Below are 21,755 nucleotides of genomic sequence, written 5' to 3'. Positions count from 1 at the left end.
ATACTATTCAATAGAAAAAGGATATTCAACAATACCAGCTAATAGGAGTCAACATTTTTGTCTAAAAAAGTACCTGAAAACATGTTACCATAAAATTAGACATACCAAATAGACTTCCATTTAACTGGAAGTTTTTGGAATAAGGGTATTTCTAGCGTTGTTATTGATCTACAAAGGCTTCTTTATGTTTCAACATGGCATGGATCCAGTGAATAAGCTTGTTTGCACAAGCAATGATAGCTACCTTGTGCGGTTTGCCTTCCTCTCTTTTGCGAGCATAAAAGGTTCTTAACTTTGTGTTGCGATTTTTAGTTATACCGCATTGCACAGCTGTATAAAGGGCTTGACGTAATCTTGATGAACCTCTTTTCGTGATGCGATTGATGGTGGCTTTAAACTTGCCTGTCTCAAAAACGCTAGGGTCAATACCTGCATAAGCAACAAGCTTTTTCGGATGTTTGAACTGATCAATGTTTCCGGTCTCGGAGATGATTGTGGCTGCAATCTTTTCTCCAATTCCGGGAATTGATCGAATCAATTCATATTCTTCAAAAGTTCTAGCCAAGGCATCTATCTCCTTTTCCAACTTGTATAGGTGCCTTTGGTATTGAAGAAGCATTTGAATATACATTTTCAAACTGACGAGATGGCTATGATATACATGGTTTTCAAAAGGATTCCTTTCAGCCGCATCTTTTAACTGACGCGCCTTATCTAAAAACCATGCGTAAGAACGTTTAGGTCCTTCTTTATGCATCTCCTTGGTCAAATCATCCTGATTTGCGTTTTTGACATCGTAAGATGTTGGATAATGCAGTAACGTTGTTAACGAGATTTTGGAATAAAGGTCAGAAAAAACACCATGATATTCGGGAAAAATCTGATCCAATATCGTTTGAAACTGAAGCTTTATCTCAACATAGGTACCCGTTAGAGCGCTATGCTGCCTCGTTAAATGGCGTAAATTTAGCGTCTGCATCGTTTTCTTCTGGAATACTTCAAGATCTTCTTTGTAGTATAGTTCGCACAAATGAAAAGCATCAATGGCATCGGTTTTTACTTTGCGAAGGCTTGTCTTTTTCGCTTCATAAGAAACAACCGGATTAATCAAATAGTAAGTTATATCGTGGTCTTCAAGAAATCGAAGTACAGGTTCATGGTAATGTCCGGTTGATTCAAAGATGACAGCCGGAGGCAGTCCTGAAACCTGTTCCACTTCTTGATAAAACCGATAAAACAGATGCAGCCCCTGTAGGTGATGTGCAAACTTAAAGCTTTGCTTATAAGACTCCTTCCGTTGTAAAAAAGCTTGGACCTGGCTTTCTCCTTTTGCGATATCCAGGCCAATGACAGGATCCATTTTTTATCACAACTCCTTTAGTAAATTCGCCGGTACCCCTAACTAATCTTGTAGTTTCATAGCTTCGCTTGTTATGCAGAATCCATGTCCCAACCAGCCTCAAACATGTTTCTACAAGTAGGGGGTGAACAGTATTACGGACGGGATCAAGTCCCACGGGCGCGAACGTTCTACCCCGGCTACTTCAAGCATAAAACCTATAAAAAATAGGTCAACCAGAAATGACTGGCTGACCTCATAATACGATCGGGCGCGATTGTGGAGCAACACAGGTAGAAAATGATCAAACTTTTTTATAAAAACTAAACTTAAATCTGCTAAAGAAGAATCCTTTTTGATCAATCTTTTTTCAAAATGGATTCTTCTTATTTATCGTAAATTAAGGGTTTGTGAGGTATTTTTGCTCAAACTTTATTTCAAAGCTACATATTTGACTTTATTAAGAATCTGTAATCATATTCACTCTCTTTCATATCAAGAATCTCAAAGTTTGACAGGTTAATCATATTGGGTAACATTTATTCTATCCTTTTCTCAAGTTGGGCATTGGGATTATCGTGTGGAAAAGTTAGTATCACAAATTTCTTCAAACACCACATTAATATTAATATCCAATTATATAAATACTTTTTTTCTTATCATGGTTTCTGCAATGCATAAACTGATCACCCAGCATAACCATACAGCAATTGTGTAGGAAGTACCATATGAAAATTGCAAGGCATTGTGTGAAATGGCCACAATGATGTAGATGATCATATTGGCAAAGGCAAGAAAGAAGCTTCTTGACATCCATGAACTATGCTTTATCACGTTTTTTCTTCTAATATTGATATAGCCTAGAATTGTTGTACCAAACCATAGTGTATTTAAAACGAGAAATCCAATGGTGCTCAACCATCCTCCTGTTGCAAAAAAAGAAACATAAACACCAGGGATAAAATTTAACAAAATAGACAGCGAATAGACTCGACCATTCCAACGATGAAATTGGATAGATTTAATTCGTAATTTCTTAATCACACCCAAGGGTCCAGTGATAAGGGAGATAATAGCAAAAATTATATGTAACCTGATCATAAGTATCCACAACGATTCGTTAGTTAGAACTTCATCTTTTTTAGCAAGAAAATCCTGAAAAGTGGGATCAACCATGAAGTTTTTTGAAAATGTATGCATGACCCACATGAACGACACGATTAAAAAAATGATCCAAATGTTCTTTTTCATTTATCGTTATCCTTTCCTCTTATATTTAGGCAAATAAACCACGATTTGTCATAACAAAAACAACAGTAAAAATAAGCACAAATGTAAACCAACCGAGTGTATTAAGTTTGGCCTTATTTCGTTGTAACGCATTGTCAGGATCCTCTGCAAGAATGACTCGTTTCAAGTTATTTTGTATCATACCTATCAAAGCACCAATAAGCATAAGCAGGATTAATGATAGCACCACCCATAACAAAGAAGGATAAGTGGCATATCCCATTACCATCCACCCTCCTGTAATGATTAACAAAATTAATGCATAATGGCCAAAGCGGGTAAAGCCTACCAATGTTTTAACAGATATTTTTAATTCATTACCTGAACGTGACAAAAGAGATTTAAACGCAACTGGAAAAGCTAGAAAACTACCGAGCAATAAAGCACCTATTACATGAACAAATACAATAAATGAATACATAACTACAACTCCATTCTTAAGAAATACGATGTCCAATTAATTTTGATGAGGGAAGCATACCAGCCTTTGCTTCACCATACATATTGTTTCCATCTACAGAAACGATAAATTTTAAAGAAAGTCTTATAGGCTTCTTCACTTTCATAGACCACTTTAATTGATTCCCTTCCTGTACAATATTGTTCAAAGTGACAATATCTTCTCCTTGCTTTGCAATTCCCGCTATACGACCATCTTCAGAAGATAAATTTAATAAAACGGAAAGATCGCCAATAGGAGTGGAAATTGTAGTCTCCCATTTTCCTTGGAAATTAAAGCTCTTATCAGTTTGATTTGAGGAACGGGAACTTGTTGCTTCCATTGGATTTTCATGTTTGCTTTCTTTAGGTGCATTTCCTTCAGCTTTCCAAACTGTGCCCCTGCGCTCGTACTCAAATAGTTTTTCCACAGCATGTGCTATACGAGGACCTAACTCTCGCTCAACTAAATAAAGCGCAACATCAAGTCCCGAAGTAACGCCACCACCAGTGATAAGATCTCCATCGTCTACAACCCGGGCATGAACCGGAAACGTATTCGTAGCTTGCAAAAGCCCCATTCCCAAATGGTGTGTAACGGCATGACGGCCTTCTAGCAGACCATCCATGGCTAATAGGAGAGAACCGCCACAAACTGTGGAAAGCAAGATATCAGGTTTCCGAATTGCTTCTTTTAATACATTACTTAATTCTGTTTCCGTTGCTTGTTTTATTCTTACTGGTATTGAATCTGGTTCATTATCATCAACAGAACCAGATGCCCCTGGAACAAGAATGATTCCTTTAGAGGATAAATCAATTTTGCCGCTTGCTTGGAGCTGTAACTGATTTACTCCACTCATCACCATTCGTTCACCTTCAGCGGAAACTAGTTTAACTATTATGTCCTCATTTGAGTACATTCCAGCTGCATTAAACACTTCATAAGGAGCAATTACATCCAATAAATCAAATCCATCAAACAACACAATTTGAACATTCATACACACATTGCCTCCATTTTTTAAAATTTTAATCAAGTTTTCTGGCAATTAATTTGACCCCGTGCTACAAGAAGCGTTCTTTTATTTAGTAAGAAGCCCTTTCAACCTTTGATACTCAGCTTCATTAAGTTCTCCCTTGGCTAACCGATTTTTAAGAATCATGGTTATGTCCCTGTCTTTCTGACTGGAATCTTTATAGCGACAGCGAATTTCAAAGATTCGAACCGCCATAAAGCAGAAAAGTGTAAGGCAAAACAAAGCACCGAATGGAAAGAATGAGAAACTGTGAGTTTCGAAACCCATTTGTGTAACCCCCTTCGAGTAATAAAAGTAAGGCGAAACACTTTATTTATAGTGAATATTCGCCGATCGTTTCACAATTAAACAATAACCTTTAAGTGTCTCAAATGATGGTACAAAAAGGTCACAAAACAATCACAATCCATCACAAAAAAGTGATGTGAAGTCATCATTGTTGAAACAGTGATATACTGAAAGTAGATTTCGATGGAAGGTTCGTTTCTTTTACTAGCGCGAAGGGTAGGTAGGATTTTGTGAAGGAAAAACAGACGATTCTGGTTGTGGATGATGACAAAAGCATTGTCGAACTATTAAGAGACTTCTTGGAGAATGACGGTTTCTATGTAAAAACTGCTTATGACGCCGATCAAGCACTGTTCGCACTTAAGCAGGTCACAATTGATTGCATCATTCTTGACATCATGATGCCGAGACAAAATGGGTTCGAGTTCTGTCGGCAGGTACGCGAGGAAAGTAACATTCCTATCCTCTTCTTGAGCGCCCTCAGTGATGATGTAGATAAAATTCGCGGGCTGGCACTTGGAGGGGATGATTATATAGTTAAAACCGCATCTCCGGGTGAGATTATTGCCCGAGTGAAGGCTGTATTGCGACGATCCGGTTCCCAAAAGGGATTTAGCAGGAGGATCCTGGATTACGGTGGCCTCACTTTGGATTTATCCACACGAGAAGTATTTGTAGAGGGAAGATACATCTCACTTACACCAAAAGAATATGAGTTATTGCAACTGTTTGCCGAGCATCCGCAAATTGTTTTTACATATGATCAATTACTTGAAAAATTTTGGGATGGAATTGGCGATAAACATACTGTCCGCGTCCATATTAGCCGCCTACGTGAGAAAATTGAGTACGATCCAAACGAACCAAAATATATATTCAATGTCTGGGGTATAGGCTACCGTTTTAAAGGAGAATAAAATGAGATCAATTCGCATTCGTACATTTTCTATACTTAGTTTGCTTTTAATCTTGATGTTGCCATGGGTATTTTACGTAACGGCCCACTTACTAACAACAAAATCACTCAGTTTCGATACGAATGAAGCTCAGAAAGAAGATTTAAAAAAAATGAGCCACTTCATTGAAACAAATACAGAAAACTGGTCTGACCCCAAATGGCAAGATGATTTAAGAGGAAAGTTACAAGCATTGGACATGGGTGTAGAAATTTTAACCGATTCAAATCAAGAGGTTTTTCAATTTTTCCCTGAGGAAGATCGCTCATTTACGCGAGTAGAACAGTTTTCAATTATGCAAGATGGACTTCTATTTGGAAGAGTAATGATTTTCCAGCCGAATTCAAGAGTGGTTGAGATGATTGCGGCATTTGCAGGATTATTGTTAGCTTTTTTTATCATCGGTTATGTCATGAGAAGGTTTATTCTCAAACCGCTTGAGAAAATGAGCCTGGCAGTCCGACAAGTCGCAGAAGGGGATTTGGACGTCCAATTACCTGAGTCCCCGATCAAAGAAATTACGGAAGTTCATGGCGGAATTCAAATAATGACAGATAGTCTCCAAGAATCCATGCAAAAACAAGTGGAATTGGAGGGAGAACGCCGATTTATCATTGCTGCAGTCGCCCACGATTTACGGACACCATTATTCGCCTTACGAGGTTATTTGGATGGTCTGGAAAAAGGAATTGCTGATTCACCGGATAAACAAGCAAAGTATCTAGCGGTTTGTAAGGAAAAGTCAGCACAATTGGCCCGTCTTGTAGAGGATCTTTTTACATTTACAAAGACGGAATATTTGGAGATGGAACTCAAAAAAAACACGGTTAATCTTCCGATTTTATTAAAGAAGTCGATTGATAGCCTGAATCCACTAGCTAAGCAAAACAACATCTCTTTTATCGCAAACTATTTTGGGGACGATTGTATGATCATGGGCGATTCGTATTTATTAGAGCGTGCCATAAATAACTTATTGGATAATGCTGTCAGACATACACCACACTCTGGTAAAATTTTTATACAATGCTATAAGGACGGTAACAGAGTGGTCTTTACTGTTCAAGATACAGGGAAAGGTTTCTCTTCAGAAGAGATTCATCGTGTTTTTGATCCACTATATCGTGGTGAAGCATCACGAAATCGTTCAACCGGAGGGGTCGGGTTAGGGTTGACTATTGCAAGAAGGGTCGTTAGACAACACGGGGGTGACCTTGTCGTAGATAACCATTCAGAAGGTGGTGCACTGATAAAAGGTTGTATACCAGCTCACTGTTCTAATGCTTGATAACCCTTATCTTAAAATAAAGTTAACTAAAATAAACCTTAACAAGCCAGTTTCAGTTTAAGTTAGAGCCTAATCTTGAAAAAAGATTAATCAAATAGGCCGTCAAAACTGTTACCAAATTATTTATTAATAGAATCATCCTTTGGGCTGTTATGTTCTTCTACACGATAATCCGAATTAATGCTATGTGAACATTTATTAGGTAAAATGAGTTTTCCACACTAAAATCCGAATACCCTATAATTAAAGCATATTGGGGATAAAAATATTAGTAAAACATTGAATATCTTTGGAGGTGGTTCCTTATAAGAGGTATTAAATACTAAATTAAAAAAAGGTGTAATATATGGAACTTTTAGACAGAATATTTAAAAAATCAAAAGAGATGGAAATTATGTCAAGCGTAAAGTTAGTAGTAGTTTTTTATAGCATGGGAGGAACAAACTATCAATTAGCAAAATGGGCTAAAGAAGGAGCAACAGGTTCATCAAAGATTGAAATATTTGGGTGATCTTAAATCGTTTTCGACGATTCTAGCTAATTGTGGAGTGATGAGAAACTGGATCAGAAAGCTTTAAACCAAGAAACCAGCGATACGCTAAGTTCGTTTGAATTCCCTTCTCCAGCTGACGTTCAGAGCAAATTCCAAAGAAATAGCCAATAAACATCTTCTTAAATAAGACAATAGGATCTAAGGAAGGGCGACCATTCTCTTCACACTAATACGGCTTTACCTTATCTATAATAAAATAAAAATCAATGTATTTATCAATTTTACAAAGTAAATGATTCTAGAGTACCAAGTCTTCAAGACAAACAAGCTCTACTTCATTTTGAGTATTATTCCTTGTATGAAACAACCTAACCACCGATGGATGAAGCTTTACTTCTGGATACAGATAACTTTCTAATTAGAAAAGAAAGATGGTATATTTACTACCCAAAAGCTTTATCCAACGATTGATATCGGGTGGCAACAAAAGCAACTATAAAAAGAAAAAGCAGAAGAAGGAAAGTTAAAAGATGGTGTAGATTGTGGATCTGAAGGTTGTGTAATACTTGGAACAACACAAGCTGTAAAGGATTAACTCTCATATAGTGAAGGAAATATTTTTAATAATCATTCTAGCATAGGGAATATCTATTCTATCGTGGGATTCCATTATGAGTAGTTAAGATAGTAAAAAGATCAGGAAATGAATAAATTCGAGTGATACGAACTTTATTGTTTTAAAGTGTATCAAAATAATGATGTTGTTCAAAACTAAAAGAGTAACATAACTGAAGTGAAGGAGGTTTAAAACATGGTAAAAACGATAACAACGGAAGAGTACCAAGAGCTTGCTGCTTCGATGAACAAACCTATTGTTCTTGAATTTGGAGCTGATTCGTGACAAGGATGCAGAATGTTGAGGCCGGTGGTCTCTAGCGTTTCTGAACAGTTAGATTCTGTTGATTTCTATAACGTAGATGTTAATGATTCAAAAGATCTAGCTGAGCAGTTTGGAGTTCAAAGTATTCCATCTTTAGTGTTAATAAAAGACGGCGAAGAAGTTAATCGTTCTGTAGGGTTTATTCCAGAAAACCAGGTGAAAGAATTTGCCCAGTCATAGATTATTGTTTAAAGAGAGCCATGAGTCTTGACTCATGGCTCTCTTATAGTTTCCTCAATAGAAAGGACAATATTTATATTAGGCTAAACGAATATCCATTTTTTCTAATAGTATGGATTAATTCAGGTAATGCAGCAACCGTTTGTTTTAATTCGTGCAACAGGATGAATGCCCCGTTTTCTAAATTGTTTACTATATTTGATGCGATTTACTCGAAGTTATTTGCTAGTTCCAATCGATAGAAGCGACTATCCATAGTATCGTTCTTAATTCTAATTTTAGAGGATGAAAACATAAGGAAATGTTTTTTTGGCAATATCGCTTGCATTATTCAGGCAGACCTTGGAAAAGAGTAATGGATCAGTAGCATAAGAATGGAACTCATACAACAAAACATAAAAGTCTTACAAAAGGCCTCCCTACGAAGAACAATACCTTGACTTGAAAAACAGTTCTAAGAAAAATGGATGACATTATTGGAAATAAAGTATCCTATTTCCGTCCTCCATATGGTCAATACAATAAAGATACACTTAAGTCAGCAGAACTATCATCAAATGTTAACATAACGGATTTTTGATGATGAGGAAGCTTTATAGGATATCCTTATCTTTAGAGCCATACACGACCCTTGATTGATCAACAACTCATGGACTTTTGATCATTTGAAAGCTCCTTTCCCTTATCGAATGTATTATAATACTTTCGTTTTAACAGAAGTTGAATGGTAGGTTTGATGAAATTCCTGTTCAGTAAATGCTTCAGGTAGACCATCAAAGATAACCTCCCCATCCTTTAAAGCAATAATCCTTGTAGCGAAAAGCTTCGCCAATTCAACATTGTGGACATTTATAATCGTTAAAAGGTTATGACGGTTGTGCATTTTTTGGAGTAAGGTGAAGATCCGATTAGACGTACCCGGGTCGAGGCTTGAAACAGGCTCATCCCCTAAGAATACTTTTGGGTTTTGTAACATTGCACGGGCAATGCCAACTCGCTGTTTTTGCCCACCACTTAGCTGCTCCACACGCCGGTTGATTTGATCCGTTAGTTCCACATCAGCAATGATTTGTTTCGCACGTTTTATCTCTTCTCTAGAAAACCAGCCAACTAAATTTTTAAACGTTGACCGGTACCCAAACGTTCCTGTTAACACATTTTGAAAAACCGTTAAACGGGGAATAAGATTGAAATGTTGAAAGATCATGCCTATTTCACGTCGAACAGTCATTAACTGTTTATCAGCCAATGTCGATAGGGAGGTATTATTCCAAAGTACTTCTCCACGTGTGGTTTTTTGTAGACCATTAATACAACGAATAAATGTAGATTTTCCAGATCCACTTTTCCCGAGAATACAAACAAAATCGCCTTCGATTAAGGAAACATTAACGTTTGATAATGCATCACGTTCGCCACCTGGATAGCGTACAGATATATTATTCACTTTTAACATAGTTGTGTGCCTCCTAGATAACATTATTTCGCACTTTACTACCTACAATATCCACAATGATGACAATAACCATAACAATCAATACATCAAGTGCCACAGAAGAATACTGAAACGTTTTAAAGTCATTAAAAAGTCGCTGGCCAATTCCTCCACCACCGATGAAACCTAAAATAAGTGACGTTCTAATTGCAACTTCAAACCGGTAGAAATAATGGGAAAGTACATTTGGCCAAATTTGTGGTAGAATTCCAAACAAATTTGCAAAACCACTTTTGGCACCTACAGCCTTCATTGCCTCTTGTGGTCCAGGGTCTGTTGCCTCAATTAATTCAGATATTAGTTTTCCTAGTACACCAACATTGTGGAACATGATGGCAAGGGTCGCTGGAAATGGTCCAAGACCAATTGCAGTGAGCAAAATTAAACCGAAAACAATTTCTGGAATTGAGCGAATGAAACTAAGTGCAACCCGTGAAAAGTAATATAGGTAGCTTGACGGAGCGGTATTTCGAGCTGCAATAAAACTAATTGGTAATGCAATCAGTAAACCAAGAAAACTACCTAGAAACGCCATAGCGAGCGTTTCTAGACTGTCTTGTAACATGTGTGGTAACTTGGAATAATCCATTGGAAACCATTGAGATAAAAAATCAATCATGTTTTGGAAATCTTTGAATTTGGATAAATCAAACTCTGTTAACTTGGCACTGAAAAAAAGGAAAAATACTAACAAGCTAATCGAAATGATATTCTTTCGTTTGAACCACATGTAAATCAGCTCTATTCTTCAATAATTCCTTGCTTAACAGCTGCCTGTTTTATGCTTTCATAGTCTTTATTGCTAGCCTTGGTAAAACCAGTTGCACCAAAGGCGTCAAGAATCTCCTGATCATCGATAGCTAAAAAGGCTTCTTCTAATGCTTTAATTATTTTATCATCCGTATTTTTGTGGACAGCCCACGGGTATTGGAATAGTTTATCTGACTCCCAAATAGTTTTGATTAGTTCACTATCTATTTTTCCGGATTCTACCAGTTGGTTGTATATGGCACTATCAATGGCACCAGCATCAACCTGTTTATTTTGTACGGCTAGTGCAGTAGCGTCATGAGAGCCTGTAAAGCGGACAGAATTAAGTTTGTTTTCCTCTTCAGATTGATATACACCGCGGTCCTGTAGCTCAATTCTAGGTATTAAGGAACCAGAAGTAGAATTAATATCACCGAAAGCAAAGTCTATTTCTTCTGATTTTTCCAATAAATCATCTAGAGAATTCCATGGATTATCTTTGTGTGTGATGATATAAGAGTAATAATAAGGTTGCCCATCAATTAGCTGTGTAATAATGGCCTTTGCACCACTTTTATTATGAGCAATAACGTAAGTTAATGGACCATAATAGGCCATATCAATTTTGTCATAATTCATTGCTTCAACAACACCGTTGTAATCAGGATAGACTTCCACCTTAACTTCGCGATCTAATTCTTTTGACAATGTTTTCTGTAGTTTATTCATTGCATTTTCCATCGCACCTTCTGTTTGAACAGGTATTACACCAATAGTAAATGGCTCTTGCTCCGTCTCCACTCCGCTTTGTTCCCCATTTTTTCCTCCGCAAGCAGAAAGTAATAGGACAACGCTAAGGAATAAAACATAGATAAAGCCTTTTTTCATTGCCTTCACCTCATCATGTGTTATTAACTTTTAGTAGTTTAAAAGGACTCATATGGAGTCCCTTTATACTTTCGTAAAGTAGGCGATTCTATTAATAAGGAATATCTCATGAACATAATTTAGCGTACGAAAAATATTTTTATCGATAATAATCTCTATCTTTAGTAAGATAGTTCATCGTCTAACTTTTTACAATACAGTAATTCGACCAGGATTTTCTTTTGTTACTTCTCCGATAATCACAGAAGGTACTTGTTTGTTTTGTAATGTCTGTTGAAGAGAAACAGACTCTAATGCAGGTACAGAAATTAACAGGCCACCTGATGTCACAGCATCACAAAGGATAAGTTGTTCTATTTCACTGATATTGTTACTATAATCGATGCAGTCAGCCAACCATTTATGATTTTTCCTTGTGCCACCTGGGATGACATTTTGATTGGCTAGGTCTCTTGTCTTCGATAAAAGAGGAACATCTTTACTGTAAATGGTTATACCCGTTTGGCTTCCATCCGCAATTTCACGTGCATGACCTAGTAACCCAAATCCTGTAACATCTGTACAAGCGCTAACTGCATAACCTTCCATTGCTTCGGCTGCATTTTTATTTAATGTCGCCATAACTGTCATTACTTCTTTTAGTTCTTTTTCTTCTAACAAGTCCTTTTTTATTGCGGTAGTTAAAATTCCAACTCCAATGGGCTTTGTTAAAATTAATTTATCACCAGGTTTCGCTCCGACGTTTGCACGAATGCGCTCAGGGTGGATAGTTCCTGTTACAGAAAGTCCAAACTTTGGTTCCTGATCATCAATTGAGTGCCCGCCGACGAGCGTTGCTCCTGATTCTTTTACTTTGTCAGCAGCTCCCGCTAAAATGTCTGCCAAAATGCTTTTATCAAGTTTGCTAATAGGGAATCCAACAATATTCATAACAGTGATTGGTTTTCCTCCCATAGCATAAACATCGCTTAATGCATTAGCTGCTGCGATTTGTCCAAACATATAAGGATCGTCTACAATTGGGGTAAAGAAATCTAATGTTTGTACTAGTGCTGTATCGTCATTGATTTTATAGACACCAGCATCATCAGACGTGTCTAGGCCTACAAGTAAATTTGGATCGGGTACAGACTTTGGTATGTGACGCAGAACCTGCGCCAGGTCTTCAGGACCAATTTTGCATCCTCAGCCACCTTTGGTAGATAAAGAAGTTAGTTTAACGATTTCTTCTCTTGACAAATCCTCACTCCTCCACAGTTTTCGTAATATAGGTAATGTATATTACTTCCAAGTGTTTTGATAAATCTGTATCAATTGCTTAGCTTCTTTTTCACTAGAATGATTTTCAGCAATATACTGTTTTGCATTTTCACCTATTGTTTGCCTTAATTCGATATTATTAAGTATTTGTTCAGCATAATCAAGAAATTGGTTTGAGGTTGTATAGATAAAACCAGTTTCTCTGTGTGAGACGATGCTTCGATTCCCCTGGTTATTCGAAACTAAAACAGGGAGGCAGGACGACATTGCTTCTAAAATCGAAGCAGGTTGGCCTTCGGAATGTGATGTATTTAAGACACAATCCGCTTGAGTATAAATAACGCCCATTTTTTTATGTGGGACTTTCCCTAGGTAGCAAACCCATTTTTTATTGGCTTGAAGAAGTTCTTTTACAACTTCTCCTTCAGCCTCTTCAAGAATTGGTCCCACAAGCCATAGACGAACCTTCGAGTTTTTTTCATATAGACTTCTTAAAGACTCTATTGCAAATGGAATGTTTTTCACTTTGCGAATTCCCGCTGCTAGAACAAACAAAAATGTGTCATCCTCTTTTGGTTGTTGTAAGCTCTTATCCGGAATCTCGGTTGTTCCTTGTGGAATGATTGCTGTTTTATGTTTCACCTCAGGAAGTTCTTTTAATAAAATATGTTTAGCTTCTTGATTAAATACGTGAATAGCTTTGGCATTACGTAAACAAAAGATTACATCCTCGCGTGTTTTTTCATCAAATAAATGATGATTTAAATCGGTACCAGTAAGGGTAATAATATAAGAAGCTGGCTTCGTGTCAAGCTTTTCTAAAAATTTATAAAAATGATAGGCATGAAAGCCATGAACAACTTCAGCCTTTGGCAAGGTTTTCACTAGATTTTCCTCTGTTATTGAAATAATGTCAGTCTGAACATCAGATTTCTTTAATCCATCAGCTATTCGCTGTACGGTAACGGTATTTCCGCGAGGCTGGTGAAAATTTGGTGTAACTAATAGAACTTTCACTTTTGTTCCATCCTTTAAGGTCATTTTTATAAGCAACGTACATGTGCATTTTAGGTTATCCAATAAACAAATTCAATGAGGATCTACCTTATTAATAACATTCTACCTTTTTGTGATATAGCTATTTTCGAAATAGAAAAAATACGCTCAAAGGGAGTTTCCCAAAGACCGTAGTAATATAAAATATTGGCGGGACTGTGTGGGAATCGAACCCACCGGAGACGGCACGCGCCTCCCTCAGGGTTTTGAAGACCCAGGAGGACACCAGTCACCCATCCAACCCCATTTTACTATTTATTATACCTATTTTTATTATAAATATAACTTATAACTAAAGACTCTGATTCGCAAGGAAAAAGTCTTATGGAAGCTTCCTTTTAGTGGAAAACAATTATCCAGCCTGAAAGACTGATGAGGGAGAATTAAAGTGATAGTATAAATATAAAGTGAAACGTTAATCAGTGAGGGCTTCCATCTTCCGCTGATTACTAGTTGAACTAATCGAGCGTTTACGGGTAGTTATCCTCCACTGCACTTCTTCAATTCCACTAAGTCGTGAGGGATGGGGGTATTCCCCGGTAATGCGGGATAAAGGCAGGTTAGATTATGGAATCGAGATATTATACGATCGGAATGGCGGGTCATATTGACCATGGGAAAACGACGTTAACAAAGGCATTAACAAATATAGATACAGATCGTTTGAAAGAAGAGAAGGAAAGAAAAATTTCTATTGAACTCGGCTATGCTCCTTTACAAACAAAGGATGGAACACATGTATCAATTGTCGATGTACCTGGGCATGAAAGGTTTATTCGACAAATGATTGCTGGAGTTGCTGGAATTGATCTTGTTGTCCTTGTTATTGCCGCTGATGAAGGTGTCATGCCACAAACGAAGGAACATTTGGAGATATTGGAGTTTCTTGGTGTAAAGCGGTGTATTGTTGCTGTTACAAAAATAGATCGTGTCGATGAAGAGCTTTTAGAACTTGTTGGTATGGACATTAGTGAAGCACTAGCGGAAACATCATTTAAAGATGCACCAATGGTTTATGTTGATAGTGTTACTAGTGTCGGGGTAGAACAATTGAAAGAAAAGATTTTTACGGAGCTTAAGTCAGTTGAATTTCGTGATCGTCACGGGTCATTCCGGTTGCCTATCGATCAAGTATTTACTGTTCAGGGGCAAGGAACAGTTGTACGTGGAACAATTTATGAAGGGGTAGTAACGACTGGTAGTCAATTAATTGTTCTCCCTTCCGGACAAAAAGTGAAAGCGCGTAATATCCAAGTTCATCATAATAATGTTAAAGAGGCATCAGCTGGGCAGCGAACAGCAATTAATCTTGGCGGGATTAACCGCAGTGAATTGAAACGGGGAGATGTGCTAGTTGCAACTGATCATTTTCTTGTGTCAGATACCATCGATGTCTTGGTTCGATTCGTTAGAGATTTGCAAGCAGCTATTAAGCAAAGATCTCCGGTCAAGTTACACGTCGGTACTTCCGAAGTCACGGGAAAAATTATATTCTTTGATCGTAATGTAATCCAAGAGGCAACAGATGAAGTTCTTTGTCAAATTCGTTTGGATAATAGCATCGTTGTTCGACGTGGAGATCGATTCATACTAAGGCGACCCACTCCAGCAGAGACAATAGGAGGGGGCTGGATAATAGATCCAAATAGTCAAAAATATCCATTTGGTCAACAAACGATTTCGATGTTGGAAAAAAAGAAAAAGGGTACTCCAGAAGATCTCATTAAACATGCTTTAGAGAACTTCAAGGCCCTTGATATTAAACAGCTGATTCAAGAAACATCGCTGGATCAGGTGGAAGTGGAAGGAATTTTAACTAGTAGGGTCGAAGATGAAATCATTGTCATACTCCCTAATAAGCGTTTCACACTTTCATCCTTGCTGATAAAGGTAGAGGAACAGCTGGTAGAAAATTTAAAGGAATATCACGACGCGAATCCGATGCGACTTGGAAGAGATAAGGCAGAGTTGGTGCAAATTTTAACCAATGAGTTTCCAAAGGAACTAATTGACTTCCATCTTAATATGATGTTAGACAAGAACATGATAAAAAAGGAGGGTCAGTTTATTTCTCTAACAGTGTTCAAATCTCATCTTCCAGATAATTGGAAGAAGCGGATGAAACAGGTAATTCGTAATATAGAAAACGACCAGCTTGCCGTAGGTAAATGGGAGGAATATGTAAAGGACAAGCCATTCTCTAAGGCTGATGCAGATGAATTAAAAAACTATCTGATTCAGACTGGGCAAGCTTATCGGTTAACTGATGACTTCCTTATTCATAAACGCTCCCTTGATAAAGCAATAGAACAACTTAAATCGAATACGGAAACAACCTTTACGTTAAAAGATGCAAAAGAAGTATTGGGTGTTTCAAGGAAGTACCTAATTCCTATTTTAGAATTACTTGATCAGCTACGCCTTACTAGACGAAAAGAATCAGAGCGTGAATGGGTTTAGCTAATAGGAAAAAGTGTCACTTTTTCTTTACTAGTTTTTTAATAAGGAAAATGGAAAAGGACGACTAGGGTATGAAATATAAGGTAACGATTAAATTTCGTATGCAGTGAAATTATGCGCCGAAAGCTGCAAGTTTTGCGGAACAGTTATCTAGTCATTACCAGCACGAGATTAGCTCTCTAGATTTAATTCCGGGTTCTAGAGGAGCGTTTGGTATTACGGTTAATGAACAGAAAATATATTCTAAACTTGAAACAGGTGAATACCCAGAAGTGAACAACATAATTGATGAAATAGCAAGACTGAAAGGGTAACATAGCTCTTACATGAAAAAATGATTTAGGTCTTACTCCAAGTCGTTTTTTTGTCTGTTCGAGAATGGATTATTTGGTTTTACAGCCCTTTTCTGCTTATAATGAAAGGGATTTTCCGATAAAGACCTGCAGTAAGATGTCAAGTGGAAAATAAATAAATATTTAGTTATCAAGGTGCAAATTGCTGCTTAAAAAAGACATTAGAAAACTAGACCAGTAAATAAATTACAATTACTGGAAATATAATTAAAGGATGTAGAAGCTATTTATGTTTCATGTATCAACGCTCCTTTTGGCGTGTAGATTTGGTTTTTGCGTAGTAGCGCATCAACCAAACGCACTAATTTTCTTGCGGTTAGGGCGAGTGTTCTCTTATGTTGATGTTTAGGCACTTCCTTGTACTTTTTCGTGTAATAGGCGCCGTATTCGGGAACTCGCCTTCTTGTCGAGTTGGCGGCTTCAACAAGATAATATCTCAAATATTGATTCCCGTTTCGCGTCATGGAAGTGTCCTCTACTGTAAATCGTCCTGACTGTTTCTTACGCCAGTACAACCCGGCATATTTGGCAACTTTGGTTTCGTCCTCAAAACGCTCAATTTGGCCAATCTCAGCAATGATGCCAGCTGTGAACACCGGACCCAAACCAGGAACGGTCTGAAGCGTCTGCTGCAATCCGGCCATAATGCGTGTAATGGATTTATCGATTTCCTTGATCTGCCATTGAAACGTTTGAATGACCGTGATGGACGTAACGAGTATGGTATCAATTGAGTCTTCCACCACCTTATCCAGACGATAGGAAGAACGAACGGCTTTTTGAATGGATTTGGCCACCTGTTCCGAGTCATCAAAGCGATTTTTACCCTTGGAGCGAAGATAGGCAGCTAATTCATCTAAGGCCATTCGTGCCAGTTCTTCCAGGCTGTATTGTTCCAGAAATAAATCCATCATGGCTTTACCAAAAACGGACGATCCCACTCTTCCGTATACGTATTGCATTTAAAACTAAGGTGCTGTAGAAATCGTTGTTTTTTGGACGCTCTGAGATATCCCTAGTGTGAACGCTGATCAGCAGCCTCCATATGAGTACTATCCTTGTATCGAAAGCCGCCCCGGGAAGATCGACAGGTACACTGGGAAACAGTCTTTATAATGTGGTAAGCCACAAGGAGTGTAAGAATTGTCCCAAATGATCCTAAGACCATTATCTGGTAATATCTCAGAGCGTCCAATTTATTGACATTCTGAAAACGGGTTTTTTCTAGTAATTTATAGGCTGAATTAAAGAGCCTAAATATAATATACGAGGAGTGTGCTTATGAAGCATTTACTACGCGAATTGCCACCAGTCCATGAACTGCAAAAAAGCGATCGATTTATCAACAATGTTAAGCGTTTCAATATACCCGAAACCCAAATAACGGAGGTAATACAAAGTGAATTACAGTTATTACGTGGTCAGTTGTTAAGTGAGAATGTACCTGAAGAGGCTACTACCAAACAGGCAATCATTGAATACATTTGGAGTAATGTGGAGAAAAAACTACATACATTTGAACAAGATCGATTATTTCGAGTTATTAATGGAACAGGTACAGTTTTACATACAAATTTAGGGCGGTCTAGGTTAAGTGAAGAAGCTATTCGACATGTTGCCGGCATAGCTGGCAATTATTCTAACCTAGAATATCAATTCACCGATGGGAAACGGGGTTCTAGACATGATATTCTTGAGGATTTGTTAACGAAGGTTACAGGAGCAGGAGCAGCTATGGTTGTCAATAACAATGCAGCGGCGGTCCTTCTTGTGTTACGTGCATTAGCTAAGGAAAAAGAAGTGATTGTGTCAAGAGGTCAACTTGTTGAAATAGGTGGTTCATTTCGTGTTTCATCTATCATGGAAGAAAGTGGAGCGCTAATAGTTGAAGTAGGAACAACAAATAAAACGCATTTATATGATTATGAACATGCGATAGGTGACAACACAGGAATGATTCTGAAGGTACACACCAGTAATTTTAAAACGATTGGTTTTACAGAATCGGTTTCCACAAAAGAATTAGTGGAATTAGCTAAGCAAAAAAATGTTGTCTTTTATGAAGATTTAGGAAGTGGTTCATTATACGATTTTCGGCAACTGGGCATCGGGGAGGAGCCTCTAGTTAAAGAAGTGTTGGCATCCGGCGTCGATTTAGTAAGTTTTAGTGGAGATAAATTATTAGGTGGTCCGCAGGCTGGGATTATTGCAGGAAAAAAGGAACTCATTCAACAGCTTAAAAGGCATCAACTAGCTAGGGTGCTTCGTGTAGATAAAATGACATTCGCAGGCTTGGAAAAAACATTACGTGCCTATTTATCTGAAAAAAGCGCAAGGGAGTTGCCAACCGTTCGAGATATTGTGAAATCGAGTGATTATATACGAAACCAAGCAACTTCATTCATTCAAGCAGTAGAACGCCCTGCTTACGAATTAGATCTGCTGGAGGATATTTCACAAATTGGTGGCGGTACAATGCCAGGGGTGGAGCTCCCAACTTATGTTGTTGCCATTACACATAAAAAATTGTCTGCCCATTTGTTAGCGGAGAAACTAAGGAAAGGTAATCCGGCGGTAATAGCTCGTATTAAAGACGAAAGAGTTTTACTCGACTTTAGGACGATAAGTAATACAGAAATGCCTGAACTAATCGGAGTTTTTATTAGCATAACCTAGTGTGTTTGTATTCAAAACGTTAATTGGTGTTGTATGTTGTCAGGTTTGTATTAGAGACTATTGACCAGAGGGGAAATCTTTAAGTAAATACTTTGTCAATAGAGAAACGGTTGTGGTCAAATTATATGATAGGAGGTGATAATAGGATGACTGTAAAAGTTAAAGGATATTCTGATTATGTTTGTCCCCTCTTGTTTTATTACAGAAAAGTCTCAGAAGAAGCAATAAATGGAAAAGATGTATGATGGAATAGCACATTGTGCTACATTGAAACAAGCAAGATACCTACAATGAAGAGTGGTTGAAAGATTTCAACGGACTGGAGTTGAACTTGAGTAAAACGAAAATTGGCATACTGTAATAATGATAGACAATGGAACTATCCGAATATTTCTTTCGATTTTCCAGAATACACAATTCGACCACACTCAAAGAACAAATATTGAAAATTATTACAAAGCTCCTTCCCATCTATTGCTGACATGGCAAAGAAAGCTATCAGAAAAGAAGTGAGAAGTAAGTAAGCACAAATCAAAGCTGATAAAATTTTGAAGGATATTTCCAGTATGTTTAATAAAAAATCAAAGTATGAATTAATTATTATGGACAATTCTATAAATCATTAATGTATAGTGTATTGCGATACATCAATAGTTACTTTGTAAAATGGGTTCGCCGAAAATACAAGAAGCGAAAACATCGAAGAAAAGCAGAACATTGGTTAAGGGCTATTGCACAGCAAGAACACAAGTTGTTTGCGCATGGTAAATATGGAATGCCACAATTGATGGGAGAAGTATGATTGAAGATCAACAATCTGGCGAAATAGTTTTTCTTTCTAATGATGCTAAAGAACTCGAAAGGGCACTAAGTTCCTTTTAAGAGAATGATTTTAATGATTTAAAAGATAAATTTAAAAATTCTTTTGGTAATTCAAAAGAGAAAATGTCTACTTCATGGGCAGAATATTTGGATGGATTTATACAAGGTGTAGAAAAATTTTACTCGGATAAGCAAAAGTATTTCGATAAAATGACTGATGTTAGAAAAGCATTAAAAACTCATAGTTATGAACCAATACCGAATTTAATAAATGAAGCAAAAGAATTTAGTGAGGGCTGATATTCAGTCCTCTTTTTATTTGTTCGCCAGGCATGGCGACTATCTAGGTGGTGAGAGTCCACTGTGGGGGTACACATCAACTAACCACTAGAGAAGCGCAAGGTACTTATCGCGAGGTAAGGGCTGAAGGAAGCGTGTATCAAAATCTTGGCTCGACGAACAGGAATCTGATACCAAGGCTCTGTATGTGGATAAGACTCCAAAACAAGTTAAAGTCCTAAAGATGTGCGTAATCTTACAGAGTAAATCAGGCGAGTAAAAGAGGAAAGATAGTTGTCTTACCCTGGGAGGTCTCACGGATAGCTAAGGAGTCCCCTAAAAAGAAAGCTAGTCGAAAAAGGTTAATCGTGAGAAGTCAGCCGAAGCCGTAGTAATGATGAAAATCATGAAGGGCTGAACAGTTTATAGTGTTTCTACGCCAGGACTGCACGAAGGATAAACTTCTGAATGTGTTAATGATAAAAGTATGAGCGTACCTCAGAGGATAGTCAAAATAGAAGTGTTCTTCGTTACGTGAAAGGAAAGGAAGAAACGAGTGTGAAACTTTTAGAAGAGATTTTAAGCAATCAAAACATGAACGATGCCTACAAACGGGTGTACCGTAATAAAGGTGCAAGCGGGGTGGGTGGAGTGTCTGTGGAAGAACTGAAGGCTTACTTGAGGGAACATAAGGATGAACTGCGAACCCAAATTCGAAAAAGGAAATACCAACCAGCACCAGCACTTCGAATAGAGATTCCGAAAGAGAATGGGAAAATGCGTAAGTTAGGTATCCCAACAGTTGTCGATAGAGTGGTACAACAAGCAATTAGCCAAAAACTCAGTCCCATATTTGAAAAACAATTCAGCGAATACAGCTACGGGTTCCGACCAAGAAGAAGTTGCGGGATGGCAATAATTCAAGCGTTGGAATATATAAATGATGGGTATGAATGGTTAGTGGATATCGACCTAGAGCGATTCTTCGATACAGTCCATCATGATAAGCTGATGAGAATCATCTCCCACACGGTAAAAGATGGAGATGTGATTTCCCTTATACGGAAATACCTCGTAAGTGGTGTGATGGTTAACGGAAAATACGAAGATACACCGATAGGAACACCGCAAGGAGGCAATCTTAGTCCACTTCTAAGTAACATTATGTTGAATGAGTTAGACAAAGAACTGGAAGCAAGAGGACTGCGTTTCGTTAGATACGCAGATGATAGTCTTATCTTCGTCAGAAGTGAGAAAGCAGCAAGTAGGGTACTTACTTCTATCTCAAAATTTATCGAAAAGAAATTGGGATTAAAAGTTAATGTGGAAAAGAGCAGAATCTCACGCCCTAATAAAACAAAATTTCTAGGATTTGGTTTCTATTATGATCCTAATAATGTAAAGCATCACTTTATTCCCTCCAAAAAAGGCTTACTTTATTCACATTTCTCCGGTGTGATCGCT

18 protein-coding genes, 1 tRNA gene and 4 pseudogenes are annotated in these 21,755 nt (G+C 37.6%); 10 read left to right on the top strand and 13 right to left on the bottom strand.

The genetic code is table 11. From position 1 onward, the window contains the following. Window positions 1–160: 160 nt before the first annotated feature. From IEV74_RS11590 to IEV74_RS11570, 5 genes are all read right to left on the bottom strand, one after another. Window positions 161–1,360: an IS110 family RNA-guided transposase gene (locus IEV74_RS11590; protein WP_188455547.1), complete on the bottom strand. Its 1,200-nt coding sequence runs from the start codon at window positions 1,358–1,360 to the stop codon at window positions 161–163. 615 nt (window positions 1,361–1,975) lie between these two features. Beyond that, on the bottom strand, window positions 1,976–2,590 hold the full coding sequence (locus IEV74_RS11585; RefSeq protein ID WP_099158264.1) for a DUF2306 domain-containing protein: 615 nt from the start codon (window positions 2,588–2,590) through the stop codon (window positions 1,976–1,978). A 25-nt stretch (window positions 2,591–2,615) separates the two neighbouring features. After that, window positions 2,616–3,086 (bottom strand): DUF2269 family protein, encoded by a 471-nt coding sequence (locus IEV74_RS11580; protein WP_229683148.1) that lies wholly within the window; start codon window positions 3,084–3,086, stop codon window positions 2,616–2,618. After that, window positions 3,067–4,071 (bottom strand): DJ-1/PfpI family protein, encoded by a 1,005-nt coding sequence (locus IEV74_RS11575; protein WP_188455546.1) that lies wholly within the window; start codon window positions 4,069–4,071, stop codon window positions 3,067–3,069. The genes IEV74_RS11580 and IEV74_RS11575 overlap by 20 nt, the downstream gene beginning before the upstream one ends. 81 nt (window positions 4,072–4,152) lie before the next feature. Then, window positions 4,153–4,374 (bottom strand): SHOCT domain-containing protein, encoded by a 222-nt coding sequence (locus tag IEV74_RS11570; RefSeq protein WP_188455545.1) that lies wholly within the window; start codon window positions 4,372–4,374, stop codon window positions 4,153–4,155. Between the two features lie 251 nt (window positions 4,375–4,625). On the opposite strand from IEV74_RS11570, the gene IEV74_RS11565 reads away from it, so the two are divergent. From IEV74_RS11565 to IEV74_RS20005, 3 genes and pseudogenes are all read left to right on the top strand, one after another. Further along, a complete protein-coding gene (locus IEV74_RS11565) occupies window positions 4,626–5,312 on the top strand; it encodes a response regulator transcription factor (RefSeq protein ID WP_099158268.1) in 687 nt (228 codons plus the stop codon). A gap of 1 nt (window position 5,313) precedes the next feature. Continuing rightward, window positions 5,314–6,639, top strand: coding sequence for a sensor histidine kinase (locus IEV74_RS11560; RefSeq protein ID WP_188455544.1), 1,326 nt, complete (start codon window positions 5,314–5,316; stop codon window positions 6,637–6,639). Window positions 6,640–7,033: 394 nt separating this feature from the next. Continuing rightward, a pseudogene (locus IEV74_RS20005) lies at window positions 7,034–7,117 on the top strand (NAD(P)H:quinone oxidoreductase, type IV); the annotation flags it as partial. 58 nt (window positions 7,118–7,175) lie between these two features. On the opposite strand, the pseudogene IEV74_RS11550 reads toward IEV74_RS20005, so the two are convergent. Next, a pseudogene (locus IEV74_RS11550) lies at window positions 7,176–7,442 on the bottom strand (transposase); the annotation flags it as partial. Window positions 7,443–8,048: 606 nt separating this feature from the next. On the opposite strand from IEV74_RS11550, the gene IEV74_RS11545 reads away from it, so the two are divergent. Both IEV74_RS11545 and IEV74_RS20000 read left to right on the top strand, forming a co-directional pair. Then, on the top strand, window positions 8,049–8,252 hold the full coding sequence (locus IEV74_RS11545) for a thioredoxin family protein (protein WP_176555806.1): 204 nt from the start codon (window positions 8,049–8,051) through the stop codon (window positions 8,250–8,252). A gap of 463 nt (window positions 8,253–8,715) precedes the next feature. Continuing rightward, window positions 8,716–8,832, top strand: coding sequence for a polysaccharide deacetylase family protein (locus tag IEV74_RS20000; RefSeq protein ID WP_373284332.1), 117 nt, complete (start codon window positions 8,716–8,718; stop codon window positions 8,830–8,832). A 114-nt stretch (window positions 8,833–8,946) separates the two neighbouring features. Here the strand turns inward: IEV74_RS20000 and phnC are convergent, their stop codons facing one another. From phnC to IEV74_RS11515, 6 genes are all read right to left on the bottom strand, one after another. Next, window positions 8,947–9,708: a phosphonate ABC transporter ATP-binding protein gene (gene phnC, locus IEV74_RS11540; RefSeq protein WP_099158271.1), complete on the bottom strand. Its 762-nt coding sequence runs from the start codon at window positions 9,706–9,708 to the stop codon at window positions 8,947–8,949. 13 nt (window positions 9,709–9,721) lie between these two features. Continuing rightward, complete coding sequence (gene phnE / locus IEV74_RS11535) at window positions 9,722–10,477, bottom strand: phosphonate ABC transporter, permease protein PhnE (protein ID WP_099158272.1); 756 nt, start codon at window positions 10,475–10,477, stop codon at window positions 9,722–9,724. 11 nt (window positions 10,478–10,488) lie between these two features. Beyond that, window positions 10,489–11,385 (bottom strand): phosphate/phosphite/phosphonate ABC transporter substrate-binding protein, encoded by an 897-nt coding sequence (gene phnD / locus IEV74_RS11530; RefSeq protein ID WP_188455543.1) that lies wholly within the window; start codon window positions 11,383–11,385, stop codon window positions 10,489–10,491. A gap of 189 nt (window positions 11,386–11,574) precedes the next feature. After that, on the bottom strand, window positions 11,575–12,609 hold the full coding sequence (selD, locus tag IEV74_RS11525; protein WP_373284340.1) for a selenide, water dikinase SelD: 1,035 nt from the start codon (window positions 12,607–12,609) through the stop codon (window positions 11,575–11,577). Window positions 12,610–12,666: 57 nt separating this feature from the next. Continuing rightward, the gene (locus IEV74_RS11520) at window positions 12,667–13,662 is read right to left on the bottom strand and encodes a glycosyltransferase (RefSeq protein WP_188455541.1); all 996 of its coding nucleotides are present in this window, start codon (window positions 13,660–13,662) and stop codon (window positions 12,667–12,669) included. Between the two features lie 187 nt (window positions 13,663–13,849). Then, window positions 13,850–13,946: transfer RNA gene (locus IEV74_RS11515), tRNA-Sec, on the bottom strand. Window positions 13,947–14,268: 322 nt separating this feature from the next. Between IEV74_RS11515 and selB the strand changes: the two genes are divergently transcribed. Together selB and IEV74_RS19995 are read left to right on the top strand one after the other, a co-directional pair. Next, on the top strand, window positions 14,269–16,161 hold the full coding sequence (selB, locus tag IEV74_RS11510; RefSeq protein ID WP_188455540.1) for a selenocysteine-specific translation elongation factor: 1,893 nt from the start codon (window positions 14,269–14,271) through the stop codon (window positions 16,159–16,161). A gap of 122 nt (window positions 16,162–16,283) precedes the next feature. Next, window positions 16,284–16,475: pseudogene (locus IEV74_RS19995) on the top strand (Rdx family protein); the annotation flags it as partial. Window positions 16,476–16,741: 266 nt separating this feature from the next. Here IEV74_RS19995 and IEV74_RS11500 read toward each other — a convergent pair. Then, window positions 16,742–17,511: pseudogene (locus IEV74_RS11500) on the bottom strand (transposase); the annotation flags it as partial. Window positions 17,512–17,795: 284 nt separating this feature from the next. On the opposite strand from IEV74_RS11500, the gene selA reads away from it, so the two are divergent. The 3 genes from selA to ltrA all read left to right on the top strand — a co-directional run. Continuing rightward, the gene (gene selA, locus IEV74_RS11495; protein ID WP_188455539.1) at window positions 17,796–19,190 is read left to right on the top strand and encodes an L-seryl-tRNA(Sec) selenium transferase; all 1,395 of its coding nucleotides are present in this window, start codon (window positions 17,796–17,798) and stop codon (window positions 19,188–19,190) included. A gap of 945 nt (window positions 19,191–20,135) precedes the next feature. Continuing rightward, window positions 20,136–20,312, top strand: coding sequence for a hypothetical protein (locus IEV74_RS11490; protein WP_188455538.1), 177 nt, complete (start codon window positions 20,136–20,138; stop codon window positions 20,310–20,312). Window positions 20,313–20,849: 537 nt separating this feature from the next. Then, window positions 20,850–21,755 (top strand): group II intron reverse transcriptase/maturase (ltrA, locus tag IEV74_RS11485; protein WP_188455537.1); only part of this gene is annotated, 906 nt, incomplete at its 3' end.

It is taken from the genome of Virgibacillus oceani, assembly GCF_014638995.1.
Classification (GTDB): Bacteria; Bacillota; Bacilli; order Bacillales; family Amphibacillaceae; genus Virgibacillus_E; species Virgibacillus_E oceani.
Note: the sequence above shows the minus strand (reverse complement) of the source record. Positions and strands in the feature narration are given on the sequence as shown.

Excerpts from the sequence above, each read along its gene's own strand:
- IEV74_RS11590 (WP_188455547.1), bottom strand. The coding sequence starts at position 1,360 with ATGGATCCTGTCATTGGCCTGGATATCGCAAAAGGAGAAAGCCAGGTC.
- IEV74_RS11585 (WP_099158264.1), bottom strand. The coding sequence starts at position 2,590 with ATGAAAAAGAACATTTGGATCATTTTTTTAATCGTGTCGTTCATGTGG.
- IEV74_RS11575 (WP_188455546.1), bottom strand. The coding sequence starts at position 4,071 with ATGAATGTTCAAATTGTGTTGTTTGATGGATTTGATTTATTGGATGTA.
- IEV74_RS11570 (WP_188455545.1), bottom strand. The coding sequence starts at position 4,374 with ATGGGTTTCGAAACTCACAGTTTCTCATTCTTTCCATTCGGTGCTTTG.
- IEV74_RS11560 (WP_188455544.1), top strand. The coding sequence starts at position 5,314 with ATGAGATCAATTCGCATTCGTACATTTTCTATACTTAGTTTGCTTTTA.
- IEV74_RS20000 (WP_373284332.1), top strand. The coding sequence starts at position 8,716 with ATGGATGACATTATTGGAAATAAAGTATCCTATTTCCGTCCTCCATAT.
- phnC (WP_099158271.1), bottom strand. The coding sequence starts at position 9,708 with ATGTTAAAAGTGAATAATATATCTGTACGCTATCCAGGTGGCGAACGT.
- phnE (WP_099158272.1), bottom strand. The coding sequence starts at position 10,477 with ATGTGGTTCAAACGAAAGAATATCATTTCGATTAGCTTGTTAGTATTT.
- phnD (WP_188455543.1), bottom strand. The coding sequence starts at position 11,385 with ATGAAAAAAGGCTTTATCTATGTTTTATTCCTTAGCGTTGTCCTATTA.
- selB (WP_188455540.1), top strand. The coding sequence starts at position 14,269 with ATGGAATCGAGATATTATACGATCGGAATGGCGGGTCATATTGACCAT.
- selA (WP_188455539.1), top strand. The coding sequence starts at position 17,796 with ATGAAGCATTTACTACGCGAATTGCCACCAGTCCATGAACTGCAAAAA.
- IEV74_RS11490 (WP_188455538.1), top strand. The coding sequence starts at position 20,136 with ATGTCTACTTCATGGGCAGAATATTTGGATGGATTTATACAAGGTGTA.